Here is a 26,758-nt window from a genome sequence, read left to right as displayed (position 1 = left end):
ACAATTCTTTTTATATATTGAATAATCAAAAATACTAACTTTGAGAGAAACGGATGTTAATTACACTATAAAATTTTCAGATAACTATTTTTATGATTAATTTTCCAACTCAAATTAATTTACATGAAAAAAATAGTACTCTTTTCGGCTCTTATTGTACAAAGTGTCTCTTGGGGACAAGTTTCTGCCGAAGCGATTCAGCAATCATTGGAAGCCAAAAAAACAATGGAGAAACAATCGCTTTTTCAAAATGTTGCTTTCGAAAATGTGGGTCCAACGGTAATGAGCGGCAGAGTGGTGGATGTGGATGTAAATCCCGAAAATCCAACCGAGTTTTATGTGGGCTATGCTTCGGGCGGACTTTGGTACACGAATAATAACGGAATGAGTTTTTCACCAGTTATGGATGCGGCGCCTACGCAAAATGTGGGTGATATCGCGATAGACTGGAAACGAGGAACGATTTGGGTAGGAACTGGCGAAGTTAATTCGTCCCGATCTTCTTATGCCGGAATTGGAGTTTTGAAATCCGAAGATAAAGGAAAGACTTGGCAAAATATGGGATTGCATGACAGCCATCACATCAGTAGAATCCTGATAAATCCATCAAATCCAGATGAAGTTGTTGTGGGTGCAGTGGGTCATTTGTATTCAAAAAATGAAGAAAGAGGGATTTATAAAACGACAAATGGCGGAAAAACGTGGAGTAAAACCCTTTATATCGATGATGAAACCGGAATTATAGATGTGGCTGTTTCGCCAAAAAACTTTAAGGTTCAATATGCGGCTTCTTGGAGTAAAGACAGAAAGGCTTGGGATTTTATAGGAAGTGGCGCTACTTCGGGAATTTATAAAAGTGAAGATGCGGGATTGACATGGAAACTTTTCACAACGAATGCTGAAAGCGGATTTCCGGTTGGAGAAGGCGTTGGTCGTATTGGTTTAGCGGTATATGATGATGAAAACGTGTATGCCATTTTGGACAACCAATTCAAAAGACCTTTACAATCTAAAAAAAGTAATTCGTTACCGGTTGCGTTTTCCATGCCTGGGGACGAATTCCTGAAATTACCTAATAAAAGTTTGAATTCTATTTTAAAGAATTACGGTTTAACCGAAAAATACAGGGCCGAAAATATCAAACATTGGGTTCAAAACGGGTATTTGCAACCTAACGAAGCCGCAAAAGTGGTTCTGGATGCGATAAATAATTTAGCCGAGACAGAAGTAATTGGAGCCGAAGTGTACAAATCAAGTAATGGAGGGAAAAACTGGACGAAGACTCATCAGGATTTTATCGATGATTTCTTTTATTCGTACGGATATTATTTTAGTGTTATTTCAGTTGATCCAAACGATGTCAATAAAATTTATTTATCGGGTGTGCCCATTATAAAATCAAATGATGGCGGAAAAACATTTACATCCATAAGCGAGGAAAATGTTCACTCGGATCATCACGTAGTTTGGGTTAACCCAAATAAATCAGGGCATTTAATCAATGGAAATGATGGCGGTTTGAACATTTCGTATGATGATGGAGCGCATTGGGTAAAAAGTAATTCGCACTCAGTAAGTCAGTTTTATGCAGTGAATGTCGATGAGCAAGAACCGTATAATATTTATGGCGGCATGCAGGATAATGGGGTTTGGGTTGGCCCAAGTGATTATAAATATTCCTCAGAATGGTACCAAACCGGAAATTATCCATACGAAAATTTGATGGGTGGTGACGGAATGCAGACTCAAATAGACAAAAGAAATCCAAATATTGTTTTTACAGGGTTTCAATTTGGGAATTATTACAGAATTGATCGTGCGAATAACAAGCGAGAGTATATTTCGCCAAAGCCAAAAAAGGACGAAAAGCCCTTTCGATTCAATTGGCAGACGCCTATTTTATTGTCTTCACACAATCAGGATATTTTATACATGGGATCTAATTTCTTACATCGTTCGATGAATCAAGGGGAAACTTGGACGGCTATTTCGCCTGATTTAACGCAAGGAGCAAAAGAAGGGAATGTTGCTTTTGGGACAATCGCTGCTATCAGTGAAAGTACCTTGCAGTTTGGGTTACTTTATACAGGAAGTGACGATGGATTGATTCATATTTCGAAAGATGGCGGGGCGACTTGGAACAAAATTTCAGGAAATTTACCGCAAAACCGCTGGGTTTCGAGAGTCGTGGCTTCGGCACATAAGAAAGAGAGAGTGTATGCGACTTTGAACGGATATCGAAATGATGATTTCACCAGTTATGTTTATAAGTCAGATGATTTTGGTCAAACCTGGAAAAATATAGCCAATAATTTGCCTGCAAGTCCAGTGAATGTAATTGTGGAGGATAACGTAAACGAGAATGTTTTATATGTGGGAACGGATAACGGCTTGTATGTTTCCTTAAACAAAGGAACATCTTGGGATGATTTTTCTAACGGAATTCCAAGCGTGGCGGTTCACGATCTAGTAATTCAAAAGATAGCAAAAGATTTAGTGGTGGGAACTCACGGTCGTTCGGTGTATAAAGTTAATTTGGATCAAGTGCGACAACTGAATGATAAAGTTGTAGCGGAAAATCTTCATGTTTTTGAACTTAAAAAGATAAAAAAATCAAAAGAATGGGGAAACAGCTGGAGTTCTTGGGCTAAGGCTTCAGAGCCAAAAGCGGAGATATGGTTTTATTCGAATGGCGATGCAGAGGTGCTGTTGCAAATTAAAAACAGCTTGAAAGAAGTGGTCTATTCTCAGAAAGTAAAAGCCGTAAAAGGATTGAACAAACATGTTTATGATCTTTCCATAACGAAAGCAACTGCTGATAATTGGAAAAATAAAGACAAAAAACTAAAATTGGAACAAGCTAAAAACGGCAAATATTACCTTCCGGTTTCGGTGAACAAAATAAGTATTCAAAAAGGAAAAGAGAAAGTTGTTACAGACCTTGAAATTATAGAATCAAAATAAACAGTCATTTTATTTTAAAAACAAAAAACACGATTTCATCTGAAATCGTGTTTTTTTATGGTTGTTACTTTGTTTAAAACTGAGCAGCTTCAGTAGAGTCTTTCATTGCAGTTGTAGATGATTTCCCAACTGTCACAGTATTTTGTACCGCATCAAAATAAGAAGTCCCTACGAAACCTTGGTGTTTTACCGCTTTGAAACCGTGTTTTTGCAAAGCAAATTCTCTTTCCTGCAATTCAGAATAGCCGGCCATTCCTCTTTCTTTGTATGCTTTAGACAATTCGAACATGCTGGTATTTAGTGCATGGAATCCAGCTAAAGTGATGAATTGGAATTTGTATCCCATTGCCGCAAGATCTTCTCTGAACGTTTCCATTTCAGCCACGGATAACTTAGCAGCCCAGTTGAAAGAAGGCGAACAGTTGTAAGCCAACATTTTTCCTGGAAATTTCGCGTGAATTCCTTCAGCAAATTTTCTTGCGTAATCAAGATCCGGATTGCTGGTCTCCATCCAAATTAAATCAGCATAAGGCGCATAACTCAATCCTCTGTCAATTCCTTGCTCCACGCCACAATTTACATAGAAAAAACCTTCTCCAGTTTTTTCACCCGTGATGAATTTGGCATCTCTTGGGTCAATATCGCTAGTCAATAAGTTAGCTGCATCTGCATCTGTACGGGCAACAACAATTGTTGGTGTTCCCATTACGTCAGCTGCTAAACGTGCTGCAATTAATTTATTGATAGCCTCTTGAGTAGGAACCAATACTTTTCCACCTAAGTGTCCGCATTTTTTAGCAGAACTTAATTGGTCTTCAAAGTGAACCCCGGCAGCTCCCGCTTCGATCATCGCTTTCATTAATTCGAAAGCATTTAGGTTTCCGCCGAAACCAGCCTCTGCATCTGCTACAATAGGAACTAGATATTCTTTTTTATCCGCAGTTCCGTTTACTACTTGTATTTGGTCTGCTCTCAACAGGGCATTATTAATGCGTTTCACTACTAACGGAACGCTGTTAGCAGGATATAAAGATTGGTCAGGATACATTTCTCCAGCTACATTTGCATCAGCAGCAACCTGCCATCCGCTCAAATATATAGCATCTAATCCTGCTTCCACTTCTTGAATTGCTTGGTTTCCGGTAAGTGCGCCAAGTCCTGCTACAAAATCCTGAGCGTTTAGTTTGTTCCATAAATTATTGGCTCCAATTCTGGCTACACTGTGTTCTATTTGATAAGAACCTTGCAATTTCACCACTTCTTCAGCAGAGTATGGGCGCTCAATACCATTCCATCTTGGGTTAGTAATCCAGTCGGTAACTAATTCTTGAATTCTTGTTTCTGTAGTTTTCATCGTGTATTAAAGTTTAATAGTGTTTTTAATTTTTTTATTAATGTTGATTTTATAGCAATTGCAATTTTAAATGTATTTATATCCTGGAATAGTCAAAAATTCGATAAAATTGTCGTTGACTACCAGAATGTCTAATAATTGTTCGGCTAGTCTATATTTCTGTTTTACATGATTTTCATCTCCCACGAGCTTTCTGATTTTTTCGAATTCTTCCATAGCCAATCGATGATAGTATTTTTCATTCAATACTTTTTGATTGTCCAAAATCACTTCGTTTTGAAGCCATTGCCATAATTGTGATCTCGAAATCTCAGCAGTAGCAGCATCTTCCATTAAATTGTGTAAGGCCGCTGCACCTTGTCCGTTGAGCCATGAAGCGATATATAAAATTGAAATACTGATATTTTTTCGAACGCCTTCCTCTGTAATTGTTCCTTTTGGAGTTTCCAGCAAATCACTTTCGGTAATGTGTACGTCTTCTCTTTTAACATGAATCTGATTTTTGGTCGGCATGTATTTATCGAATACGGTCATGGCCAGTGAAACCAAATCCGGATGTGCCACCCATGTTCCGTCATGTCCATTTTTTGCCTCACGTTCTTTGTCGGCAATTACTTTGTCGAAAGCTGTTTTGTTGGCTTCTTCATTATTTTTTATCGGAATTTGTGCGGCCATTCCACCTATTGCATGAATGTTTCGTTTGTGGCATCTTTGAATAACTAATTGTGAATACGCACTCATAAATGGTGCAGTCATGGTCACTTGATCTCGGTTTGGAACGATGAAAGCTGGGTTTTTTCTTAGTTTTTTGATGTAAGAAAAAATATAATCCCAGCGCCCGCAATTAAGACCTACGATATGATCTTTCAGTTCAAAAATGATTTCGTCTAATTGAAAACTGGCAGTTATCGTTTCGATTAAAACTGTTGCTTTGAATGTTCCGTTTTTTACTCCCAAATATTCTTGCGTGAATTCGAAAACTTCATTCCACCATCTCGCTTCCAGATAATGTTCTAATTTTGGAATATAAAAATACGGTGCCGTTCCATCTTCAATAAGTTGCTTGTGATTATGGAAAGCATACAATCCAAAGTCAATTAGGGAACCAGAAGTTTGTTCTCCTTTAATCAAAATATTTTTCTCCGTTAAATGCAATCCTCTTGGACGAACAAGCAGTACGGCAGTTTTGTCGTTCAGACTGTATTTTTTATGTTTTATACTGTCTTCAAGAGAAATAGTTTTATTTATGGCGTCTTTCAGGTTTTGTTGACCCGTCATTAAATTACTCCAAGTTGGTGAAGTGCTGTCTTCAAAATCAGCCATGAAGGTTTTTGCCCCCGAATTCAATGCATTGATTACCATTTTTCGGTCTACTGGTCCCGTTATTTCGACTCTTCGGTCTAATAAATCTTCAGGAGTTTTAGCAGCTTCCCAGTTGCTCTCTCTGATGGTTTTTGTTTCAGCAGGAAAAGTGGGTAATGCACCTTGATCAAATAAAACTTGTTGCTTTTTTCGTTCCTCTAAAAGCGTTAGTCTTTTTTCATTAAAATTTTCATGAAGTAGAGACAAAAAAGTCATTGCTTCGTCAGTTAAGATTTCCGGGTAATGCTCGGTGGTTTCTTCTGAAAAATTTAACAAATTTTTCGAATATACTTCTTTTAAATTCATTTTAAAACGTATTTAATTTAACAATAATGAATGTTTGTTAATAATATGTGATTGTTTAACAGTGCAATGATACAAAAAGTTTTTTACTAAACAAGCGAACGTACGCTAAAAAGTAAAAATATTTTTTTTGGCTTAAATATTTTTTAGCTTATCTTTGAGATATGAACATAGAAAAGGATTATATCAAGTTGATTTTTGGATTAAAACTTAAGCAGGCACGTACAAATAAGAATTTGTCTTTATTTGGATTGGCAAAAATAACGGACCTTTCAAAATCGTATTTGAACGAAATTGAAAAAGGCAAAAAGTATCCCAAAACGGATAAAATCATTCTGCTGTCTGAAAAACTGGATGTTTCTTATGACAATATGGTTTCATTAAAACTGGATAATAATTTGGCGCCCATTGGAGAAATCCTGAAATCTGGCATTTTAAAAGAGATTCCTTTGGAGATTTTTGGGATTCAGGAAAATGACCTTATTGATATTATTGCTAACGCTCCTGCAAAAGTCAATGCGTTTATAAGTACAATTATTGAGATTGCCCAACATTATAATTTGACCAGAGAGAGTTTCTTTTTGGCTTCGTTGCGTTCGTATCAGGAAGCGCACACGAATTATTTTGAAGATTTAGAGCAAAAGGTTTTGCAGTTTTCCAAAGCGTTTTATGTAAATATCGACACCAAAATTTCGATTGAAGAACTCACGGCGATATTAATTGAAGAATATGCTTACACGATAAAAGAGCTCGTTTTTTCTGAACAAGAACAATTGGGGGATTTGAGATCTATTTTTGTGCCAAAAAGTAAGACTTTGTTACTTTCATTAGATATTGACGAACCTCAAAAAGCGTTTATTCTGGCTAAAGAAATAGCCTATAATTATCTTGAGATTACCGATAGGTTGTATACGTTCAGTTGGATTAAATTTGATAATTTTGATCAGGTTTTGAATAATTTTTACGCTTCATATTTTGCGGGAGCATTGCTTATTCCAAGACAAAAACTGATAGACGAACTAAACTTATTTTTGTCAAAGACAAATCCAAAGCCTGAGGAGATGATTGCTTTGATGAGTGGGTTTAATGTCTCTCCAGAATCGTTTTATCAAAGATTGACTAACATTTTACCAAAAGATTTTCAGCTGAAAAACCTCTTTTTTCTAAGACTGTCTCATCAAATAGGAACGGATACTTATCAAATAAAAAAAGAATTACACATCACGAATCAGCAGGAACCGCATGCGAATGAAATGAATGAGCATTACTGCCGAAGATGGGTTTCGATACGCACAATTGAGGAGTCTTTGAAGCAAAATAAAAACCACTTTTTTGACGCGCAAATCTCCAGTTATGAAAACAGTAAAAATGAATACCTTGTTTTTTCATCCGCAACACCGGATCCGTTTAAGGTAGATTGTATCCGCAGTATTTCGGTAGGTATATTGATTACGCCGGGAATGAAGAAAAAATTTAAGTTTATCGAAAATGATTCTCTTAAGAAACAGATTGTCGGGGTTACCTGTGAAACCTGTGCGGTTAAGAATTGTTTGGAAAGAGCTTCACCGCCAATTCAGTTAGAGCAAAAAATGCGCCATGAAAACACGGATTTAATCGTACAGCAATACATGACAAAATTCAGTTAAATAAATATTATCTTTTAATAGAAAAGCAGCGAAAGTTCAACTGTAAATTTTCTTCATTTAACGGATAAAAAAAATGGTGTAAATTCCTATTTTTATTCTAAAATTTTTTCTTAAAAAAGTAAAAGTTAGGAGTTTGATGACAATTTATTTCAGACTGTAAAAAGAGTGTTTATTAAACTTTTAGGAATTTGAAGTTTAATTACCACCAAAATTATTGATATTGTAAATTTAGCTGGAATTTCTGTGAATTATCGTTATTCTGCAGATTGGATTAATTTCATAATTATTCACTTTTGTTTAACTAAATCACAGGTTTATAGCGTCTTAAGTACTGATTTTTAGCAAATTATTAAGTTTTAGGGCTTAACACTTTAAAATCATTATAAATTAAAGCGAAAAGGTTGTAGTTCATTACTAATTGCTTTATTTTTGTATGATTTTTAAATTAATTTATTCAAATTCCTATGGCAAAATCTGCATTATTAAAGTCATCGATAGCAAAAAAAGTCGCTATGGCGCTTTCTGGACTTTTCTTAATTTTATTTTTAGCACAACATTTTTTTATAAACAGTACCTCGGTTTTTAGTCCTGATACTTTTAACTCTATTTCTCATTTTATGGGAAATAATCCATTGGTTCAATTTGTGTTTCAACCAATTCTTATTTTTGGTGTAGTTTTCCACTTTGTAATGGGTATGGTTTTGGAAATTAAAAATAACAGTGCAAGACCAATTTCTTATGCAAAGAATAACGGGGCGGCTAACTCTTCTTGGGCTTCAAGAAATATGATTGTTAGTGGTTTAGTTGTCTTAGCTTTCTTGGGACTACATTTTTACGATTTCTGGGTTCCAGAAATGGTGTATAAATATGTAGAGGTTAACCCTCTCGACGAAACCAGATATTTCGCTGAGTTGACGCATAAATTTGAAAGTGGGATTCGTACGGCAATTTATTGCGTTTCGTTTCTTTTGTTATCGTTACACTTGTGGCACGGTTTCAATTCTTCGTTCCAATCTGTAGGTTTTAATAATAAATATTCAAAATCGTTGCATACATTAGGATATGCTTTTGCAATTGTAGTTCCTTTTGGATTTATTTTTATTGCATTATTTCATTATTTCAATCATTAATATTCAATTATAAATGGCATTAGATTCAAAAATTCCAGGCGGTTCAATTTCGGACAAATGGACAAATTATAAAGATCACATTAATTTAGTAAATCCTGCTAACAAACGTAATTTAGATATTATTGTAGTTGGTACAGGTTTAGCTGGAGGTTCGGCTGCTGCAACGTTGGCAGAGTTAGGATATAACGTAAAAGCATTTTGTTTTCAAGATTCACCGCGTCGTGCGCACTCGATTGCGGCACAAGGGGGAATCAACGCTGCAAAAAATTATCAAGGAGACGGAGATTCAACGTTCCGTTTGTTTTATGATACTGTAAAAGGTGGCGATTACCGCGCTCGTGAAGCAAACGTTCACCGTCTTGCTGAGGTTTCTACCAATATTATTGACCAGTGTGTGGCTCAAGGTGTACCTTTTGCCCGTGAATATGGCGGATTACTTGACAACCGTTCTTTTGGAGGTACATTAGTTTCTAGAACTTTTTATGCCAAAGGACAAACAGGACAACAATTATTATTAGGGGCGTATTCAGCAATGAACCGCCAAATAGGTCGTGGAAAAATAAAAATGCACAACCGTCACGAGATGCTGGATTTAGTAATCGTAAACGGTAAAGCAAGAGGAATAATAGCGCGTAATTTGGTTACGGGAGAAATCGAAAGACATTCTGCTCATGCTGTAGTTATTGCTTCCGGAGGCTACGGAAACGTCTTTTTCCTTTCGACGAATGCGATGGGAAGTAATGTAACCGCAGCTTGGAAAATTCACAAAAGAGGAGCGTTTTTTGCAAATCCTTGTTACACACAAATTCACCCAACTTGTATTCCGGTATCTGGAGAGCATCAGGCAAAATTGACGTTAATGTCAGAATCCTTGCGTAATGATGGCCGTATTTGGGTTCCTGCAAAATTAGAAGATGCCAAGGCGATTAGAGATGGAAAATTAAAACCAACCCAAATTGCAGAAGCCGATAGAGATTATTATTTAGAAAGAAGATATCCTGCTTTTGGAAATTTAGTGCCTAGAGATATTGCTTCTCGTGCGGCTAAAGAAAGATGTGATGCCGGTTTTGGTGTTAACAAAACAGGAGAAGCTGTTTATCTTGATTTTGCTGCTGCAATTGAAAGATACGGAGTAGATCAAGCGAGATTAAAGCATTTAGACGAAAATGATAAAGCTTTGGTTATTAAATTAGGAACAGAAGTTGTAGCCAATAAATATGGTAACTTGTTCCAGATGTACGAGAAAATTGTAGACGAAAATCCATATTCAACTCCTATGATGATTTATCCAGCCGTGCATTACACGATGGGAGGAACTTGGGTTGATTATAACTTACAAACTACAATTCCTGGTTGTTTCTCTATTGGAGAATCTAACTTTTCAGACCACGGAGCGAACAGATTGGGAGCTTCTGCATTAATGCAAGGTTTGGCAGATGGATATTTTGTTCTTCCTTACACCATTGGGGATTATTTAGCCCCAGATATTAAAATGGGTACCATCTCTACTGATTCTCCAGAATTTGAACAAGCAGAGAAAAATGTTAAGCAACAGATTGAGGCTTTAATGAGTAACGGAGGTTCTAAACCAGCGGATTATTTCCATAAGAAATTAGGAAAAATCATGTGGGATAAAGTTGGAATGGCTCGTAATGCTAAAGGTTTAACAGAAGCACAAAATGAAATTGCAGCAATTAGAGAAGAATTCTATAAAGAGGTAAAAATTCCTGGAACAGCGAACAGTTTTAACCCAGAGTTGGCTAAAGCACTTCGTATTGCTGATTTCCTTGAATTAGGTGAGTTGTTTGCCAAAGATGCCCTACATAGAAATGAATCTTGTGGAGGTCACTTCCGTGAAGAGTATCAAACACCGGAAGGAGAAGCACAACGTGACGACGAAAACTTTGCATACGTTGCAGCATGGGAATACAAAGGTAATCCTAGCGATGCAGTATTACATAAAGAAGAGTTAATGTTCGAAAATGTTAAACTAGTTCAAAGAAGTTATAAATAGTATTTAGAAAAGTCTCGATACTTAAGTCTTAATACTTAATACTTACAAAAAAAATGAAACTTACATTAAAAATATGGCGTCAGAAAAATGCCGCCTCAGAAGGAAAAATAGTTGAATATCCAATTGATGGAATTGAACCAGATATGTCTTTTCTTGAAATGCTTGACATTTTGAACGATGAATTAATCGTAAAAGGAGAAGATACTGTTGCTTTTGACCATGATTGTCGCGAAGGAATTTGCGGAATGTGTTCTTTGTTCATTAATGGTGAAGCGCATGGACCTGACCGTTTGGTTACAACGTGTCAATTGCACATGCGTAAATTTAAAGATGGGGACACTATTTTTATAGAACCTTTTAGAGCAAAAGCATTCCCCGTAATTAAAGATTTAGTGGTTGATAGAGGCGCATTTGATAGAATCCAGCAATCTGGTGGTTTTATTTCTGTGAACACATCTGGAAATACTATTGATGCCAATACAATTCCTATTCCTAAACACGATGCAGATAGAGCATTTGATGCTGCAACATGTATTGGTTGTGGCGCTTGTGTAGCGAGTTGCAAAAACTCTTCGGCTATGTTATTTGTTTCTGCTAAAGTGTCTCAATTTGCCTTATTACCGCAAGGAAAAGTGGAAGCTACTGACCGTGTGTTGAACATGGTGAGCCAAATGGATGCCGAAGGTTTTGGTAACTGTACAAATACCGGAGCTTGCGAAGTAGAATGTCCAAAAGGAATTTCTCTTGAAAATATTGCTCGAATGAATAGAGAATATTTATCTGCAAGTTTGAAAGGATAATATGTCTTAAAGTCCAAATCTGGTCGAAAGATTAAATAGTAATTTAAAACGCATTCAATGTCAAATTTGAATGCGTTTTTTTATGGTTAAAAGTTAGATTTCAGAACTAGTTTAGTCTTTCCATCCACAAGGTGCGGAAGGTGTTGGTACTCCTTTTGTAATGTCAAATTTCACGGAAAACAATCGGTCTGAACCGATGCGTCTTAGATTATAGGTAAAAGAAGTTTCGTCTAAAGTAATCCACCAGACATTTGCAGCAGCATTTGGAATCAAATTACGGGTTTCTTGATCTGCCGGAAAAAACTGAAGCATCGATGATCCAGAATTTGTGGTTGTCCCACCGTATTGTGTCACCTTATCTTCAGAGCCATCTTCGTGACGATGGTCATGTTTCAATTGAATACGGTCGTTTTTGTACGTCAATACCCAAGTTCTTGATTTATCATTTCCTACAAAAAACGGAATTCGAATCGTCTTTTTGTCACAATTGCGAACATGCATTACCAATTTTTTATCTCGAAAAGTTTCATTGGCAGCGCCTTCTTTGACTTCTCCGATAAATGATTTGCCGCATTGTTTCTGCAGGTTTTCCCAAAATTGTTTCGCTCCTGATTTTTCCTGGCCAAAAATCAAAATATTGAATAACATTGCTATTACGACTAATATCTTTTTCATAAAGTTTTTTTTGCTAATATAATGAACTTATGGTGTTGTGATATTTCTTATTTTTACAAAAAATAAAAAAATGAAAGTCATCCTGATTCAAGCTCCTTTAATTTGGGAAAACCCAAAAGTCAACCGAAATTATTTCGAAGCAAAAATCAATGAAATCACTTCAGCGGTTGATTTAATTGTATTGCCGGAAATGTTTAGCAGCGGTTTTACGATGAATCCTGAACATGTCGCTGAAACTATGCAAGGCGAAACAATAAGTTGGCTTACAGTTTTGGCGAAAGCCAGAAACTGCGCTATTACTGGAAGTTTAGTAATAGAGGAAAACGGGAATTTTTACAATAGATTAGTATTTGTGTTTCCTTCCGGAGAAATCCAGTTTTATGATAAAAGGCATTTGTTCACACTGGCTGGCGAAGACAAAGTTTATACCAGTGGAAACCAAAAAATAGTTGTGGACTACTTAGGATGGAAAATTTGTCCGTTGATTTGTTATGATTTACGATTCCCTGCTTTTTCCAGAAATTCAGAGGACTATGACGTGTTGATTTATGTGGCGAGTTGGCCAAAAATAAGAACTAATGCTTGGGATGCTTTATTGAAAGCACGAGCGATAGAAAACATGAGTTATGCGATTGGGGTCAATAGAATCGGTACTGACGCAAATGGCTATGAATACATTGGCCATTCACAAGTAATCGATTTTCTTGGAAACTATATTCAAATTCCACTAGAAACGGAAGGTATGTTTCCAGTTGAATTAGATAAGCAAAAAATGCTGGAAACCCGACAAAAATTGGGTTTTTTGAACGACAGAGATTCTTTTGAAATAGAAAATAGATAGTTTTTATTTCTTCTTGTCGGTTTTCTTTTTAGGTTCTGGAATGTACGGAAGACTCAAATCAAATATCTCTTCCCAATCAAAATTAGCATGAAGAGATATTTCTTTAGAAGAATAGATTACTTCCTCAGCCTGACGTTTTTCTAAATAATTACCAGCATCCCATTCCTTGTTTTTATTGGTGTCATAAATTACCCGAAGCGAAAATACAGAAGGTTCCAGCAAATTGAAATCGACTGTAGTGCCATTTTCCGAATATTCAGAGGCTAAAATATCGCCTTTGGAATTAGTGAGTTCCACGATGATGGGAAATTGTTGTACATTTTGTAATAAAACCCTTAGATTTGCCATTTCGGAATAGCTTTTAGTACTTAATTTATAGTTTAACGTATCATTCGATTTTTCGAAGAAGTCAATCAATGCACCTGGTAAAATTGTAAAAGTGTATTTTTCGGAAGGTTCTTTTTTGAAATCAAAATACAATTTTTGATTAAATTCATCGTATTCAGTAGTAAAAGGCACTTCTGTTTTTGCATTATTGGTCAGACTTATTTTTGAATTTTGGAAACTGATTAACGGAGTTTTGCTCTCTAAAGTAAACCGTTCTCGAAATTTCAAATTGTTTGTTTGTATGGCTGAAATACTCAACGTGTCCTTTTTTTGGTCTTTTATTTTAAAGGTGAAATTGGTTTCGTACTGGTCTTTGGCTACAGCCAAATTTAGTGAATCAGCTTTAATAGGTTTATGCCAGATTTGAAGGGAATCTTTTTTTGGAAATTTAGTAATGACAGTAGACAGAATATCTTTGTTGTTTTTTAAAATTATTTTGGGTCTTGCTGCGGCAGAATTTATTTTGCCTTCAAATCCCATAAGCAATCGGTTTCCGGATGCTTGACTTGGTTTGAAAGTTTTAAAAGGAAGGGTTTCTGTAAACAACTCTAATTCGTAAAGCGTATCATTTGGAATAGTAATAAAGCCTTTGTTAAACCCAATTTTGTCTGTTTTTGGATTGTATTTATTGTTGCTGTTGTAGTCTTTCATGGCTACAAGAAGGTATTTTCCAGGTTTTAAATTGTCTAAACGAAATGTTTTCAAACTGTCCAAGGTGTTGGTAACGTATCTTGGATTTTGGGTATAAATAATGGAGTCTTTAAAGCTATCATTCACTTCGTAAAGCATTACGGAAACGAACGGTTCGACCTCTTTGTCATAAGCGCTTTTTACTGATCCGCCAAGGCTTAAAGAGTCAATATAGTCACCAGTTGAAAATACATATTGGAATTGATTCAAAGGATTTCCTTCATTGTTGTCAGCAATACTTTGTCCAAAATTAAAGCTATACGTTGTATTTGGTTGTAGTGTATCTTTTATCGTGATTGAAATCGTTTTGCTTGCCGTTGTTGGTAAAATCAGCGGCTCATTTTTCATAGGTGGTGAAATAATCAACTGTTTGTTCAAATTTTTCAGTTTAACATTTTCATCAAATACCAACTTGATTTCATTTCCTTCGAAGTTAGTGCTGAAGTTCTTCGGGAAACTTATTTTTAAAACAGGGGCTATGGTATCTTTTAATCCGCCAGTAATAGAACCTCTTTTGGCGCAACCTACGGCAATAAAAAGCAATACGAATAAGGTGTATTTTAAATTGTTTTTTAACATATCAATTCTAAATTAGAATTTACAAAATAACAATTATAATTCGTGCGATTGGTATTTTTTATCGAATTATTATGAGGGATTTAATTCAACTTACTTTTATCAGGGCAGTTGTTTTTTCTTTTTAATGTTTAATTTTACGTCAAACAAATTTTATTGCAGTTAGTGTACTGCACGAATTTGAAAACAACGTTGAATTGATAGTATAAATGATGAGAAAAATAGAACATATTGGGATTGCAGTTAAGGATTTAGAAGTTTCTAATGTAGTTTTTGAAAAACTCTTTGGCGCTCCGGCTTACAAATTTGAAGATGTAGAAACGGAGGGTGTGACTACTTCTTTTTTTATGAATGGACCAAATAAAATTGAGCTTTTGGCGGCAACTAATCCAGAAAGTCCTATTGCTAAGTTTTTAGAAAAAAAAGGGGAAGGAGTTCATCATATTGCTTTTGATGTTGAAGATATTGTTTCAGAAATAGCACGTTTGAAAAAAGAAGGATTTATAGTTTTGAATGAAACTCCAAAAAAAGGAGCTGATAATAAGTTAGTTGCATTTTTGCACCCTAAAAGCACGAATGGTGTCTTGATTGAATTGTGTCAGGAATTAAAATAATTTTATTATGGACTTTAAGTTAGTATTCTAATATTCAGTTGGTTTCTGTGGAAAAAAAGTTAATAATTGAACTATCCTAAAATCTATGTCAAAAATATTTGGAGCAAATGAAAATTAGTGGTAATATTGCACACTCGAAACCGGTCCTATAGCTCAGCTGGTTAGAGCACCTGACTCATAATCAGGTGGTCCCTGGTTCGAGCCCAGGTGGGACCACATTAAAAAAAATCTTTCAAATTTTTGAAGGATTTTTTTTGTTTATATTAGTCTGAAGTACTTTTTTTATCAAAAAACAGGCTTTTTTAACGAGTGCTGTTGTTTTTGTTAAAACTATGTGTTTATTTTACAGAAAATTATATCTTATTGAAAATTACTCTTTAAGGATGATTTATGCTAAATTCATGAAGTTATTTAAAATCGTTTTTTTTTCCTTAATGATCTTTGTATTAGGCATTTTTAATGCTTTTGCAGCCAATCATGCTCCGCCTTCTCCGACAGGAAGAAGAAGGCCACCTCCACCTCCTGGATTACCTATTGATGAAAATATTTTAACACTGATGTTGGTTGCTTTAGTACTTGGAATTTACATCATTTATCGCTTTAAATTAAAACAAAAAACTCCAATCTAGATTGGAGTTTTTTGTTTTAAAGAATAGAGCTGTTATTTGTTGGCATACAATCGGGAAACGTATTTTCCAATCACATCAAATTCAAGGTTAATTTTTGTGCCAACTTCAAAATTTTTGAAATTAGTATGTTCATGCGTGTAAGGGATAATTGCTACACTAAACTGATTTTTTTTTGAGTTTACAACCGTCAAGCTTACTCCATTGACTGTAATTGATCCTTTTTCGATAGTAATGTTGTTCAGGCTTTCATCGTATTCAAACCTGTACAGCCAGCTTCCGTCAGTTGCTTTGGCAGTGATGCAAATTCCTGTTTGATCTACATGACCCTGAACGATGTGGCCATCAAGTCTGTCGCCTAATTTCATTGCCCTTTCCAGATTAACACTGTCGCCAACTTTCCAATCCGATAAGTTTGTTTTTTTTATGGTCTCGTCAATTGCAGTTACGGTGTAGGAGCTGTCTTTTATAACAACAACAGTAAGGCATATTCCATTATGGGCGACACTTTGGTCTATTTGAAGTTCGCTGGTAATCGATGAATTCATTGTGATATGCACGTTAGTGTTCTCTTTTTTTATTTCTTGGATTGTGCCAAGGGTTTCTATGATTCCTGTAAACATTTCTTATTTTATTTTACTAAATTTGCACTTCAAAATTAGCAATAAATAACGGTATGTCATGATGAAAAAAGCAGAAAATATAATCGTAGGAATTTCTATTGGAGATTTAAACGGTATTGGAAGCGAGGTTGTTTTAAAAACATTCGAGGATTCTAGAATGTTAGAGTTGTGTACTCCTGTTATCTTTGCAAATGTTAAGTTGTTGTCTTTTGTGAAAAAAAGTTTTCAATCAACTTCCTTGTTGCACGGCATTGATAAACTGGATCAAATTGTTCCTGGAAAAATTAATGTTTTGAATGTTTGGCGGGAAGGGGTCGATTTGAGTCCGGGTGTGAGTGATCCAAAAGCGGGAGAATATGCAATAAAATCTTTTGTTGCTGCAACGAAAGCTTTGAAAGAAGGACTAGTTGATGTGTTGGTTACAGCGCCGATAAACAAATACAATATCCAGTCTGAGGAATTCAAGTTTCCTGGACATACGGATTATTTAGACCGAGAATTGGAGGGAAATGCACTTATGTTGATGGTTCAGGATAATTTGAGAGTAGGGTTAATGACGGATCATATTCCTTTAAGTGAAGTGGCTTCTCATCTTACGGAGGAATTGATTAAGAAAAAAATTGAAACAGTCAAACAGTCGTTAATTCAGGATTTCAGTATTAATAAGCCTAAAATTGCGGTGCTAGGGTTGAATCCGCATTGTGGTGATGGTGGAGTTATTGGTAAGGAGGATGACTTGATACTGAAACCGGCACTAAAAAAAATATTTGATAAAGGAACTTTGGTTTTTGGGCCTTTTCCGGCAGATGGCTTTTTTGGTAGTAACCAATACGATAATTATGATGCGGTTATAGCTATCTATCACGATCAGGGATTGATTCCTTTTAAAACATTATCTTTTGGTAAAGGAGTAAACTACACTGCGGGTTTAAATAAAATTAGAACGTCGCCAGACCATGGTACCGCTTACGATATAGCGGGCAAGGGGATAGCGGATTTCAACTCGTTCAAAGAGGCGGTATATCTGGCAATAGATGTTTACCATTCAAGAAATCAATATGCCGAAATCAGTGCAAAACCATTGAAAACAAAAGAAAAGCAGTTGTGAACAAAAAAAAGTGAATAACATTATTAGATTTGCAATAATTTTATATCTTTGCACTCCCGAAGTTTAGGGGCAAATTGTTGTTGAAATGAAGAACACAAAAGAATATTTAATTCCTTTTATAGGATTAAAGCTAGGGAAACATCATTTTGAGTATCAAATCAGTAATGCGTTCTTTGAAATCTTTGATTATAACGAATATCAAGATTCAAATATCAAAGTAAATGTAGTTTTAGAGAAAAAAAGTACGCTGTTAGAGTTGAGCTTTAAACACAAAGGTTTTGTAAATGTACCTTGTGATCTTACCAGTGAAGATTTTGATTTGCCAATAAAAGGCAAGATGAAATTAATCGTTCGTTTTGATGAAGAATATAATAATGATAATGAGGAATTATTGATTTTACCTCATGGGGAGTTTGAGATAGATATTGCACAATATATCTATGAAATGATTGTGTTATCAGTCCCTCTAAGACGGGTTCATCCAGGTATAAAAGACGGAAGCTTAAAAACAGAAGCTTTGACTAAGCTCAATGAACTTACAGTAAAGGAAGAAAAAGTAGAAAATAAAGAAGAAGAAAATATTGACCCGCGATGGGACAAATTAAAGCAACTATTAACGGATAAATAATATAGTAAAATGGCGCATCCTAAGAGAAAAATCTCCAAAACAAGAAGAGATAAAAGAAGAACACATTACAAAGCTACCGTAGCACAAATCGCTACTTGTCCTATCACAGGAGAAGCACATTTATACCACAGAGCGTATTGGCATGAAGGTAAAATGTATTACAGAGGGCAAGTTGTTATAGATAAGTCTGTAGCTGTTGCTTAATACATTTTTGTAAATGATATTCGAACTCTCACATCGTGAGAGTTTTTTTGTTGTCTATAATTTTAGTTAAATAAGAAGTTCCAAATCAATGAGATTGGAATTTTTTTTGTAATTTTCAAGTCTTTTAAAAAATTTTCAAATGGGAACATTTGACTAGAAATAAACGCATACGATGAATACAATCACAGCCGCAATTACCGCTGTTGGAGCCTATGTTCCGGACTTTGTACTAACGAACAAAGCGCTCGAAGCTATGGTTGATACCAATGACGAGTGGATCACCTCTCGTACAGGAATAAAAGAAAGAAGAATTCTTAAAGATGAAGATAAGGGAACTTCTTTTTTGGCTATAAAAGCTGCGCAAGATTTATTAGCTAAAGCTAATATAGATCCCTTGGAAATAGATTTATTGATAATGGCAACCGCAACACCGGATATGCCGGTAGCTTCAACAGGAGTATACGTTGCCACTCAAATTGGAGCAACAAATGCTTTTGCTTATGATTTACAGGCTGCATGTTCCAGTTTCTTATATGGTATGTCTACAGCCGCAGCATACATTGAATCAGGAAGATATAAAAAAGTACTGTTGATTGGAGCCGATAAAATGTCTTCTATCGTTGATTATACTGATAGGTCAACCTGTATAATTTTTGGTGATGGTGCGGGTGCAGTTTTATTTGAGCCCAATTATGAAGGTTTAGGATTGCAAGACGAGTACTTACGCAGTGATGGAATTGGTAGAGACTTTTTGAAAATCGACGCCGGTGGATCGCTTCATCCAACTTCTTTTGAAACAGTAAAATATAACAAACACAATATTATCCAAGACGGTAAAACAGTGTTTAAATATGCGGTAACAAATATGGCGGATTCAAGCGAATTAATTTTGAAAAGAAATAATTTGACAAATGAAGACGTAGATTGGTTAGTTCCTCATCAGGCCAACAAACGTATTATTGATGCGACTGCCAACAGAATGAATTTAGAAGATTCTAAGGTTTTAATGAACATCGAAAAATACGGAAATACCACTTCTGCAACTTTACCATTAGTACTTAGCGATTTCGAACATTTATTCAAAAAAGGAGACACAATAATTTTGGCCGCTTTTGGAGGTGGATTCACATGGGGATCTATTTATCTAAAATGGGCATACGATAAAAAATAAATTTAAACTAAAAACAAATAATTATGGATTTAAAAGAAATTCAAAATCTAATCAAGTTTGTAGCAAATTCAGGAGTTGCAGAAGTTAAGTTAGAAATGGATGATGTGAAAATCACTATCAGAACAACTTTAGAAGGGAATGTAACAGAAACCACGTATGTTCAACAAATGCCTGCTCAAGCAACACTTCAGCAAGCGGTAGCTCCACAGCAAATTGCACCGGTAGCAGCTGCACCCGAAGCTCCAGTAGTAGAAAATTCTCATTACATTACTATAAAATCACCAATCATTGGAACTTTTTATAGAAAACCATCTCCGGATAAACCAATGTTTGTTGAAGTAGGTAAAACAATTTCTCAAGGTGACGTTCTTTGTGTAATCGAAGCAATGAAATTATTTAATGAAATTGAATCTGAAGTTTCTGGTAAAATTGTAAAAATATTGGTTGACGATATGTCACCAGTTGAGTTTGACCAACCTTTATTCTTAGTAGATCCGTCATAATATTTTTGAGATTCCAGTAGTCAAAATTCCAATTCCAAATTGAGTTTTGACTATTGGAATTTTAAATTTAAAATATAAAATAAGATGTTTAAAAAAATATTAATTGCAAATAGAGGGGAAATTGCGTTACGCGTAATTAGAACATGTAAGGAAATGGGAATCAAAACAGTAGCTGTTTATTCTACTGCTGATGCCGAAAGTCTTCATGTAAAGTTTGCTGACGAAGCGGTTTGTATAGGACCTCCTCCAAGCAACTTATCCTATTTAAAAATGTCAAATATTATTGCCGCTGCCGAAATTACAAACGCAGATGCAATACATCCAGGATACGGATTCCTTTCTGAAAATTCTAAATTTTCAAAAATTTGTCAGGAACATGGGATCAAATTTATTGGAGCGTCTCCAGAGATGATTGATAGAATGGGAGATAAAGCCTCTGCAAAATCAACTATGATCGAAGCAGGAGTTCCTTGTGTTCCGGGTTCAGTAGGTATTTTAGAGTCGTATGATCAAGCCTTGCAATTATCAAGAGATTTTGGTTATCCAGTAATGCTAAAAGCAACTGCTGGTGGCGGTGGTAAAGGGATGCGTGCCGTTTGGAAAGAAGATGAATTGTTAAAAGCATGGGAAGGTGCACGTCAGGAATCTGCAGCTGCTTTTGGGAATGACGGAATGTATTTGGAGAAATTAATTGAAGAGCCTCGTCATATTGAAATTCAAGTTATCGGCGATTCTTATGGAAAAGCGTGTCATCTTTCTGAAAGAGACTGCTCCGTACAAAGACGTCATCAAAAATTGACGGAAGAAACGCCTTCACCATTTATGACAGATGAATTGCGTACTAAAATGGGTGAAGCAGCTGTAAAAGCAGCTGAATACATTAAATATGAAGGTGCTGGAACTGTAGAATTTTTGGTGGATAAAAACCGTAATTTCTACTTCATGGAAATGAATACTCGTATCCAAGTAGAGCACCCTATTACAGAACAAGTCATTGATTATGATTTAATTCGTGAACAAATTCTTGTAGCCGCAGGGGTTGCTATTTCAGGGAAAAATTATTTGCCTCAATTGCATGCTATTGAATGCCGTATTAATGCGGAAGATCCTTATAATGATTTCCGTCCGTCTCCAGGAAAAATTACAACATTGCACATGCCGGGAGGACATGGAGTTCGTTTAGATACTCATGTATATTCAGGGTACACTATTCCGCCAAATTATGATTCAATGATTGCAAAACTTATTACTACAGCTCAATCTCGCGAGGAAGCAATTAGTAAAATGAGAAGAGCTTTAGATGAATTTGTTATCGAAGGTATAAAAACGACTATTCCTTTCCACAGACAATTAATGGATGATCCGCGTTATATTTCAGGAGATTATACCACTGCATTTATGGATACTTTCAAAATGAACGATCCGGAATAAAAAATACTTTATTTAAGTAAAAACCTTGCAGGGATGCAAGGTTTTTTTGTTTTTACTTAATCTACAAAGTTTCTCTCAACCATTTAAAAAATTCTCCTTGCCAAACCTGAGCATTCTGTGGTTTCAGTACCCAATGGTTTTCTTCCGGGAAATACAGGAATCTGCTTTTTATTCCAAGCAATTGAGCAGCTTGGAACGCTTCTTGGCCTTGTCCAATTGGTACACGAAAATCTTTTCCGCCCTGAATAATTAAAATAGGTTTATTCCATTTTTCTACTTTGGTCATTGGGTTGAATGTCGTGTAGGTTTTTTGAGCTATGGCATTGTCTTTTTCCCAATAGGCACCTCCAAAATCCCAATTGCTAAAGAAAACTTCTTCGGTAGTTCCAAACATGCTTTGGGTATTATAAACGCCATCGTGGGCAATGAAAGTTTTGAATCGGTTATTGTGAATTCCAGCCAGATAAAAAACAGAATACCCACCGTAACTGGCACCAACGCATCCCAAACGAGTTGCATCAACATATTTTTCCTTAGCCACGTCATCAATCGCTGATAGGTAATCATCCATTACCTGTCCGCCCCAGTCTTTGCTGATTTGCTCATTCCATGCTACGCCGTGGCCTTGCATGCCGCGACGGTTTGGAGCCACGACAATATAACCATTTGCTGCCATCAACTGTAAATTCCATCGGTACGAATAAAATTGTGTCAACGGAGATTGTGGCCCGCCTTGACAATACAAAAGGGTTGGGTATTTTTTTGAAGCATCAAAATCAGGAGGAAGAATCACCCAAACTAACATTTTTTTGCCATCGGTTGTCGTTACATACCTTCTTTCGGTTTTGCTTAGCGCCAAAGAAGCATAGGTTGTTGTATTGACATTGGACAGTTGTTTCCATGTGTTTTTTTTCAGATTATAAGAAAATATTTCCGCAGCGTGATTCATATCGGTTCTCGTCACGATAATGGTACCGCCGGAAAAACCAACCAGATCATTGACATCAAAATCGCCAATAGTGATTTGGCGAACGGTAATTGCTATTTTGGTCATCCCCGGAAAATTAACTTCAAACAACTGTTTTGTTCCATCTACAGGCGCAACAAAAAATATTTTTTTTCCGTCACCACTCCAGATGAAATTGTCGACCGTTCCGTCCCAATTTGCTGTAAGGTTCATTTTTATTCCTTTAAAGCTAACAATCAGATCGTTTTTATCGGCTTCATAACCGTCTCGTTTCATCTGCAACCAAGCCAAATTTCCTGTAGGAGAAAATTGTGGAGCGGTATCATATCCCAGGTTTTCTTCAGTTTTATTGATAGTTTTTCCAGTTTCTAAGTTGTATTGGAAGATATTGGTGTTGGTAGAAAGAGCATAGTCAGTTCCTGTTTTTTTCTTGCTTACATAAAGGATGCTTTTGCTGTCTGGCGACCAAATGTAATCTTCATCGCCACCAAAAGGTTTTTGAGGACTGTCAAAATTTTCTCCTTTTAGAATGTCAATTCCCACAGCGCCATCTTTGTTCTCTTTATAAAAAACATGATTGAATTTGCCTTCGTTCCAAGTATCCCAATGACGGTAATTCAACCCATCGTAGATTTGAACATCTGATTTTACCAGTTCCGGATAAAAATCTTTTCCATGAACGTTTTCGATTTTTACTTCTTCATTATAAACGATATATTTCCCGTCTGGAGAACTGTTTTTGTCTTTTAATAGGTCTTTAGTATCTTTTACTTCGGTTGGATTTCCACCATTTACGGGTAAAGTGTAGAATTTTGTATCCGATTTATTTTCTTGAACGGAAGGAGTGGCTACTTTATACACTACGTTTTTTCCGTCTTTGGAAATGCCTAAAGGAGCTACTCTTCCAAGTTTCCAAAGCAGTTCTGGAGTCATTACATTTTGTGCCATAGTAGTTAAACTCATCATTAATAAGGTTATAAGCAGTACTTTTTTCATTTTAAAAATAGATTTTTTCGAATGATAAAATTAGCCAATTTAATTTGATGTTTTTTCGTTTTTAACACTTGCTTTTTAGCCCTGATAGCGGTGTATATCCTTTCTAGTCCTGAACTTGTTTCAGGATCCTGAAACAAGTTCAGGACTAGAAAGATTGTAACGGATAGCGGGATTAGCTTCTAAAATAAATTCAGAATAAATCCAAAAAATTATTATTTTTATGAAAAAATTTGAACATGGATTTGAGCTATTGGGAACTAAAAAACTGGTTTACTGATGTAGATTATACCATTGTAGGAAGTGGGATTGTGGGCTTGCATGCTGCATTACGCTTACGCGAAAGATTCCCTAAAAGCAAAATTTTAGTATTGGAAAAAGGAATGTTACCGCAAGGCGCGAGTACTAAAAATGCCGGGTTTGCGTGTTTTGGAAGTCTTTCAGAAATCATAGACGATTTAAAATCCCACTCGGAAGAGGAAGTCATTCATCTTGTTCAAAAACGATGGCAAGGATTGCAGTTGTTGCGAAAAAGATTGGGTGATGACGCGATAGATTTCAAGCCGTACGGCGGATATGAGTTATTTTTAAAAGAAGACGAAAGTAGCTATAATCAATGTGTTGGGAAATTACCATTTATCAATGAAATCTTAAGACCATTATTTAGAGCCGATGTTTTTGCCAAGGAAGTTGATCGATTTGGGTTTGGTGGCATACAGGAATATCTAGTTTTCAATCCGTTTGAAGCACAAATAGATACTGGAAATATGATGCAAGCGTTGTTGAAAGAAGCGGTTTCTAAAAATATATTGATTCTGAACCAACAAACTGTTACCTCCTATTTCGACAAAGGAAATAAAGTGGAAGTGGCACTTGGTGATTTCAGTTTTAGTACCCAAAAAATACTGTTTGCAACAAATGGTTTTGCTAATACATTGACAAATGACGCGGTTAAACCTGCCAGAGCACAAGTTTTGATTACAGAACCTATTAGAAATTTAGATATAAAAGGGACTTTTCACTTGGATAGAGGGTATTATTATTTCAGGAATATTGGCGATAGAATACTTTTGGGTGGTGGAAGAAACCTAGATATTGAGACGGAAAATACAACTGAATTTGGACAAACAGAAATTGTACAAAAAAAATTGGAACAATTATTAAAAGAAGTAATTTTGCCAAATCAGGATTTCCAAATTGCACACCGCTGGAGCGGTATCATGGGTATTGGTAACAGCAAAAATCCAATCGTTTCACGACTGTCTGACAATGTCTATTGTGGTGTGCGATTGGGTGGAATGGGAGTGGCAATAGGAAGTTTAATTGGAACAGAATTAGCAGATTTAGTATAATGGCAACAAAAATAACACCCAGGAAATCAAAACAACCCATTAAAAAAGAACCAACCTCTTTTATGAGCAAACTAACTCGTTTTTTATTCAAAATATTGTTGTGGTTCCTCGGACTCTCTTTGTTTTTTGTGGTGTTTTTTAAATTTGTGCCCGTTCCATTTACGCCTTTGATGGTCATTCGGGGGATTGAAAATAAAGTAGCTGGAAAAGAAGTTTTCTTTAGTCACGACTGGGAACCAATTGAAAACATCTCCATGAATCTTCAAAAAGCCGTAATCGCCAGTGAAGATGGAACGTTTCTAATACACAATGGGTTTGATTTTGTCGCCATGCAAAAAGCGTACAAAAGCAATGAACGAGGTCGAAGAATAAAAGGTGGAAGCACAATATCGCAACAAACAGCCAAAAATGTATTTCTTTGGCAAGGACGAAGTTATTTAAGAAAAGGACTTGAAGCGTATTTCACTGTTCTTATTGAAATCATTTGGGGAAAAGAACGCATCATGGAAGTGTATTTGAACAGTATCGAAATGGGGAATGGGGTCTACGGAGCACAAGCAGCCACAGAACATTGGTATCGAAAAGATGCTTCCAGTTTAACACTAATCCAGGCTGCAGGAATAGCCGCGATTTTGCCCAATCCAAGAAAATATTCGGCTACCAGTTCTTCCACGTACATTAACAGGCGAAAAGCTAAAATTGTACGCGTGATGCGACAAGTGGGTAAAATTGAATATCCAAAATAGTTTTAATTAAATGTAAAAATACAATCTCAAAAAATAAAAAACCGTAAACTCTTACTAAAAAGATTTCACGGTTTTTTTGTGGAGAATATCGGATTCGAACCGATCACCTCTTGCCTGCCAGGCAAGCACTCTAGCCAAATGAGCTAATCCCCCAAACTATTCGGCAAATATAGCATATAAATTTTCCAAAAAGCAAATTTCAAAATACAAATCCATTCTATTTTAAAAAAAGTCAAATCCTACTTTACTTTTTTTAACTTTACATCAAAATCCCCACTATGGCATCAGAAAACCCTTTAGGTTCACTCTTCACAACTATCGATAATAAAATTGCAACCGTTACATTTGGTCATCCTTCAAGTAATTCTTTTCCGAGAGAATTGTTAGACCGACTCACTACTAAATTCAATAATTTAAGTGCCGATCCAACTGTTTCGGTGATAATTATACAAAGTGAAGGCTCAGGTGCTTTTTGTGCAGGTGCTTCATTTGATGAACTTTTGGCTGTTTCCAATGAATCAGAAGGAACCGAGTTCTTTTCTGGATTTGCCCATTTAATCAATGCAATGCGTTTGTGTTCCAAGCTTATCGTGGGGCGAATTCACGGAAAAGCAGTTGGTGGCGGCGTAGGAATTGCTTCCGCTTGTGATTATACATTGGCTACAAAAAATGCATCAATAAAATTATCAGAATTGGCTATCGGAATTGGTCCCTTTGTTATAGAACCTGTCGTTTCGAAGAAAATCGGAAAAACGGCGATGACCGAAATGACGCTGGCAGCTCACGAATGGAAAACTGCTGATTGGGCTGTAGCCAAAGGATTGTATGCCAATAATTTTGAAACTATTGAAGCGTTGGATGCCGCAATAGTTGATTTTACTGATAAATTATCCAGTTATAATCCTGAAGCATTAGCCGAAATGAAAAAAGTGTTGTGGGATGGTACCCAAGAATGGAAAACACTTTTGTTAGAGAGAGCCGCTATTTCTGGAAGATTGGTGTTATCTGATTTTACCAAAAAAGCATTATTACAATTTAAAAAATAGTTCA

General features: G+C 35.9%; 23 protein-coding genes and 2 tRNA genes. 18 read left to right on the top strand and 7 right to left on the bottom strand.

What is annotated here, in order from left to right:
* The first annotated feature begins 123 nt into the window (after positions 1 to 123).
* Complete coding sequence (locus tag BMZ76_RS12550; RefSeq protein WP_091207156.1) at positions 124 to 2,964, top strand: WD40/YVTN/BNR-like repeat-containing protein; 2,841 nt, start codon at positions 124 to 126, stop codon at positions 2,962 to 2,964.
* A gap of 73 nt (positions 2,965 to 3,037) precedes the next feature.
* Here BMZ76_RS12550 and aceA read toward each other — a convergent pair whose 3' ends face one another.
* Together aceA and aceB are read right to left on the bottom strand one after the other, a co-directional pair.
* A complete protein-coding gene (gene aceA, locus BMZ76_RS12545; protein ID WP_091207153.1) occupies positions 3,038 to 4,318 on the bottom strand; it encodes an isocitrate lyase in 1,281 nt (426 codons plus the stop codon).
* 66 nt (positions 4,319 to 4,384) lie between these two features.
* Positions 4,385 to 5,986 (bottom strand): malate synthase A, encoded by a 1,602-nt coding sequence (aceB, locus tag BMZ76_RS12540; RefSeq protein ID WP_091207150.1) that lies wholly within the window; start codon positions 5,984 to 5,986, stop codon positions 4,385 to 4,387.
* Between the two features lie 161 nt (positions 5,987 to 6,147).
* Here aceB and BMZ76_RS12535 point away from each other — a divergent pair, with 161 nt between their 5' ends.
* The 4 genes from BMZ76_RS12535 (at position 6,148) to BMZ76_RS12520 (ending at position 11,573) form a co-directional block, all read left to right on the top strand.
* On the top strand, positions 6,148 to 7,629 hold the full coding sequence (locus tag BMZ76_RS12535) for a helix-turn-helix domain-containing protein (protein ID WP_091207146.1): 1,482 nt from the start codon (positions 6,148 to 6,150) through the stop codon (positions 7,627 to 7,629).
* Between the two features lie 464 nt (positions 7,630 to 8,093).
* Positions 8,094 to 8,759 (top strand): succinate dehydrogenase cytochrome b subunit, encoded by a 666-nt coding sequence (locus tag BMZ76_RS12530; protein WP_091207141.1) that lies wholly within the window; start codon positions 8,094 to 8,096, stop codon positions 8,757 to 8,759.
* A 13-nt stretch (positions 8,760 to 8,772) separates the two neighbouring features.
* Positions 8,773 to 10,773: a fumarate reductase/succinate dehydrogenase flavoprotein subunit gene (locus BMZ76_RS12525; protein WP_091207137.1), complete on the top strand. Its 2,001-nt coding sequence runs from the start codon at positions 8,773 to 8,775 to the stop codon at positions 10,771 to 10,773.
* Between the two features lie 53 nt (positions 10,774 to 10,826).
* Entirely contained in the window at positions 10,827 to 11,573 is a 747-nt protein-coding gene (locus BMZ76_RS12520; protein ID WP_091207134.1) for a succinate dehydrogenase/fumarate reductase iron-sulfur subunit, read from the top strand.
* Between the two features lie 111 nt (positions 11,574 to 11,684).
* On the opposite strand, the gene BMZ76_RS12515 is transcribed toward BMZ76_RS12520, so the two are convergent.
* On the bottom strand, positions 11,685 to 12,248 hold the full coding sequence (locus BMZ76_RS12515; RefSeq protein ID WP_091207131.1) for a hypothetical protein: 564 nt from the start codon (positions 12,246 to 12,248) through the stop codon (positions 11,685 to 11,687).
* A gap of 70 nt (positions 12,249 to 12,318) precedes the next feature.
* Here BMZ76_RS12515 and BMZ76_RS12510 point away from each other — a divergent pair, with 70 nt between their 5' ends.
* Positions 12,319 to 13,089, top strand: a complete 771-nt coding sequence (locus BMZ76_RS12510; protein ID WP_091207126.1) for an amidohydrolase — start codon at positions 12,319 to 12,321, stop codon at positions 13,087 to 13,089.
* Between the two features lie 3 nt (positions 13,090 to 13,092).
* Here BMZ76_RS12510 and BMZ76_RS12505 read toward each other — a convergent pair whose 3' ends face one another.
* Positions 13,093 to 14,745, bottom strand: a complete 1,653-nt coding sequence (locus BMZ76_RS12505; protein WP_091207121.1) for an Ig-like domain-containing domain — start codon at positions 14,743 to 14,745, stop codon at positions 13,093 to 13,095.
* A gap of 209 nt (positions 14,746 to 14,954) precedes the next feature.
* Here BMZ76_RS12505 and mce point away from each other — a divergent pair, with 209 nt between their 5' ends.
* From mce to BMZ76_RS12490, 3 genes are all read left to right on the top strand, one after another.
* Positions 14,955 to 15,356 carry a methylmalonyl-CoA epimerase gene (gene mce, locus BMZ76_RS12500; RefSeq protein ID WP_091207233.1) on the top strand — a complete coding sequence of 134 codons (402 nt, stop codon included), beginning with the start codon at positions 14,955 to 14,957 and terminating at the stop codon, positions 15,354 to 15,356.
* Positions 15,357 to 15,498: 142 nt separating this feature from the next.
* A tRNA-Ile gene (locus tag BMZ76_RS12495) sits at positions 15,499 to 15,572 on the top strand.
* 185 nt (positions 15,573 to 15,757) lie between these two features.
* A complete protein-coding gene (locus BMZ76_RS12490; protein ID WP_143071092.1) occupies positions 15,758 to 15,985 on the top strand; it encodes a hypothetical protein in 228 nt (75 codons plus the stop codon).
* A 32-nt stretch (positions 15,986 to 16,017) separates the two neighbouring features.
* On the opposite strand, the gene BMZ76_RS12485 is transcribed toward BMZ76_RS12490, so the two are convergent.
* On the bottom strand, positions 16,018 to 16,605 hold the full coding sequence (locus BMZ76_RS12485) for a riboflavin synthase (protein ID WP_091207114.1): 588 nt from the start codon (positions 16,603 to 16,605) through the stop codon (positions 16,018 to 16,020).
* A gap of 58 nt (positions 16,606 to 16,663) precedes the next feature.
* On the opposite strand from BMZ76_RS12485, the gene pdxA reads away from it, so the two are divergent.
* The 6 genes from pdxA to accC all read left to right on the top strand — a co-directional run bounded on the left by pdxA (position 16,664) and on the right by accC (position 21,650).
* Positions 16,664 to 17,713, top strand: a complete 1,050-nt coding sequence (gene pdxA / locus BMZ76_RS12480) for a 4-hydroxythreonine-4-phosphate dehydrogenase PdxA (RefSeq protein ID WP_091207111.1) — start codon at positions 16,664 to 16,666, stop codon at positions 17,711 to 17,713.
* A gap of 85 nt (positions 17,714 to 17,798) precedes the next feature.
* On the top strand, positions 17,799 to 18,341 hold the full coding sequence (locus BMZ76_RS12475) for a YceD family protein (RefSeq protein WP_091207105.1): 543 nt from the start codon (positions 17,799 to 17,801) through the stop codon (positions 18,339 to 18,341).
* A gap of 9 nt (positions 18,342 to 18,350) precedes the next feature.
* On the top strand, positions 18,351 to 18,545 hold the full coding sequence (rpmF, locus tag BMZ76_RS12470) for a 50S ribosomal protein L32 (RefSeq protein WP_007137315.1): 195 nt from the start codon (positions 18,351 to 18,353) through the stop codon (positions 18,543 to 18,545).
* Positions 18,546 to 18,717: 172 nt separating this feature from the next.
* Entirely contained in the window at positions 18,718 to 19,716 is a 999-nt protein-coding gene (locus BMZ76_RS12465) for a beta-ketoacyl-ACP synthase III (RefSeq protein WP_091207102.1), read from the top strand.
* A gap of 23 nt (positions 19,717 to 19,739) precedes the next feature.
* Positions 19,740 to 20,219, top strand: coding sequence for an acetyl-CoA carboxylase biotin carboxyl carrier protein (accB, locus tag BMZ76_RS12460; RefSeq protein ID WP_091207099.1), 480 nt, complete (start codon positions 19,740 to 19,742; stop codon positions 20,217 to 20,219).
* Between the two features lie 84 nt (positions 20,220 to 20,303).
* Entirely contained in the window at positions 20,304 to 21,650 is a 1,347-nt protein-coding gene (gene accC / locus BMZ76_RS12455; protein WP_091207094.1) for an acetyl-CoA carboxylase biotin carboxylase subunit, read from the top strand.
* A gap of 61 nt (positions 21,651 to 21,711) precedes the next feature.
* Here the strand turns inward: accC and BMZ76_RS12450 are convergent, their stop codons facing one another.
* Positions 21,712 to 23,613, bottom strand: coding sequence for a S9 family peptidase (locus BMZ76_RS12450; protein WP_091207090.1), 1,902 nt, complete (start codon positions 23,611 to 23,613; stop codon positions 21,712 to 21,714).
* Positions 23,614 to 23,849: 236 nt separating this feature from the next.
* Here BMZ76_RS12450 and BMZ76_RS12445 point away from each other — a divergent pair, with 236 nt between their 5' ends.
* A complete protein-coding gene (locus BMZ76_RS12445; RefSeq protein WP_091207087.1) occupies positions 23,850 to 24,962 on the top strand; it encodes an NAD(P)/FAD-dependent oxidoreductase in 1,113 nt (370 codons plus the stop codon).
* On the top strand, positions 24,962 to 25,708 hold the full coding sequence (gene mtgA / locus BMZ76_RS12440) for a monofunctional biosynthetic peptidoglycan transglycosylase (protein WP_091207082.1): 747 nt from the start codon (positions 24,962 to 24,964) through the stop codon (positions 25,706 to 25,708). The genes BMZ76_RS12445 and mtgA overlap by 1 nt, the downstream gene beginning before the upstream one ends.
* Before the next feature lie 79 nt (positions 25,709 to 25,787).
* Here the strand turns inward: mtgA and BMZ76_RS12435 are convergent.
* Positions 25,788 to 25,861, bottom strand: a tRNA-Ala gene (locus BMZ76_RS12435).
* 125 nt (positions 25,862 to 25,986) lie between these two features.
* On the opposite strand from BMZ76_RS12435, the gene BMZ76_RS12430 reads away from it, so the two are divergent.
* Positions 25,987 to 26,754 carry an enoyl-CoA hydratase/isomerase family protein gene (locus tag BMZ76_RS12430; RefSeq protein ID WP_091207077.1) on the top strand — a complete coding sequence of 256 codons (768 nt, stop codon included), beginning with the start codon at positions 25,987 to 25,989 and terminating at the stop codon, positions 26,752 to 26,754.
* Positions 26,755 to 26,758: the final 4 nt, after the last annotated feature.

Source organism: Flavobacterium xueshanense (genome assembly GCF_900112975.1).
GTDB lineage: Bacteria > Bacteroidota > Bacteroidia > Flavobacteriales > Flavobacteriaceae > Flavobacterium > Flavobacterium xueshanense.
The sequence above is the reverse complement of the archived record's forward strand: the minus strand, read 5'-3'. Positions and strand labels throughout refer to the sequence as shown.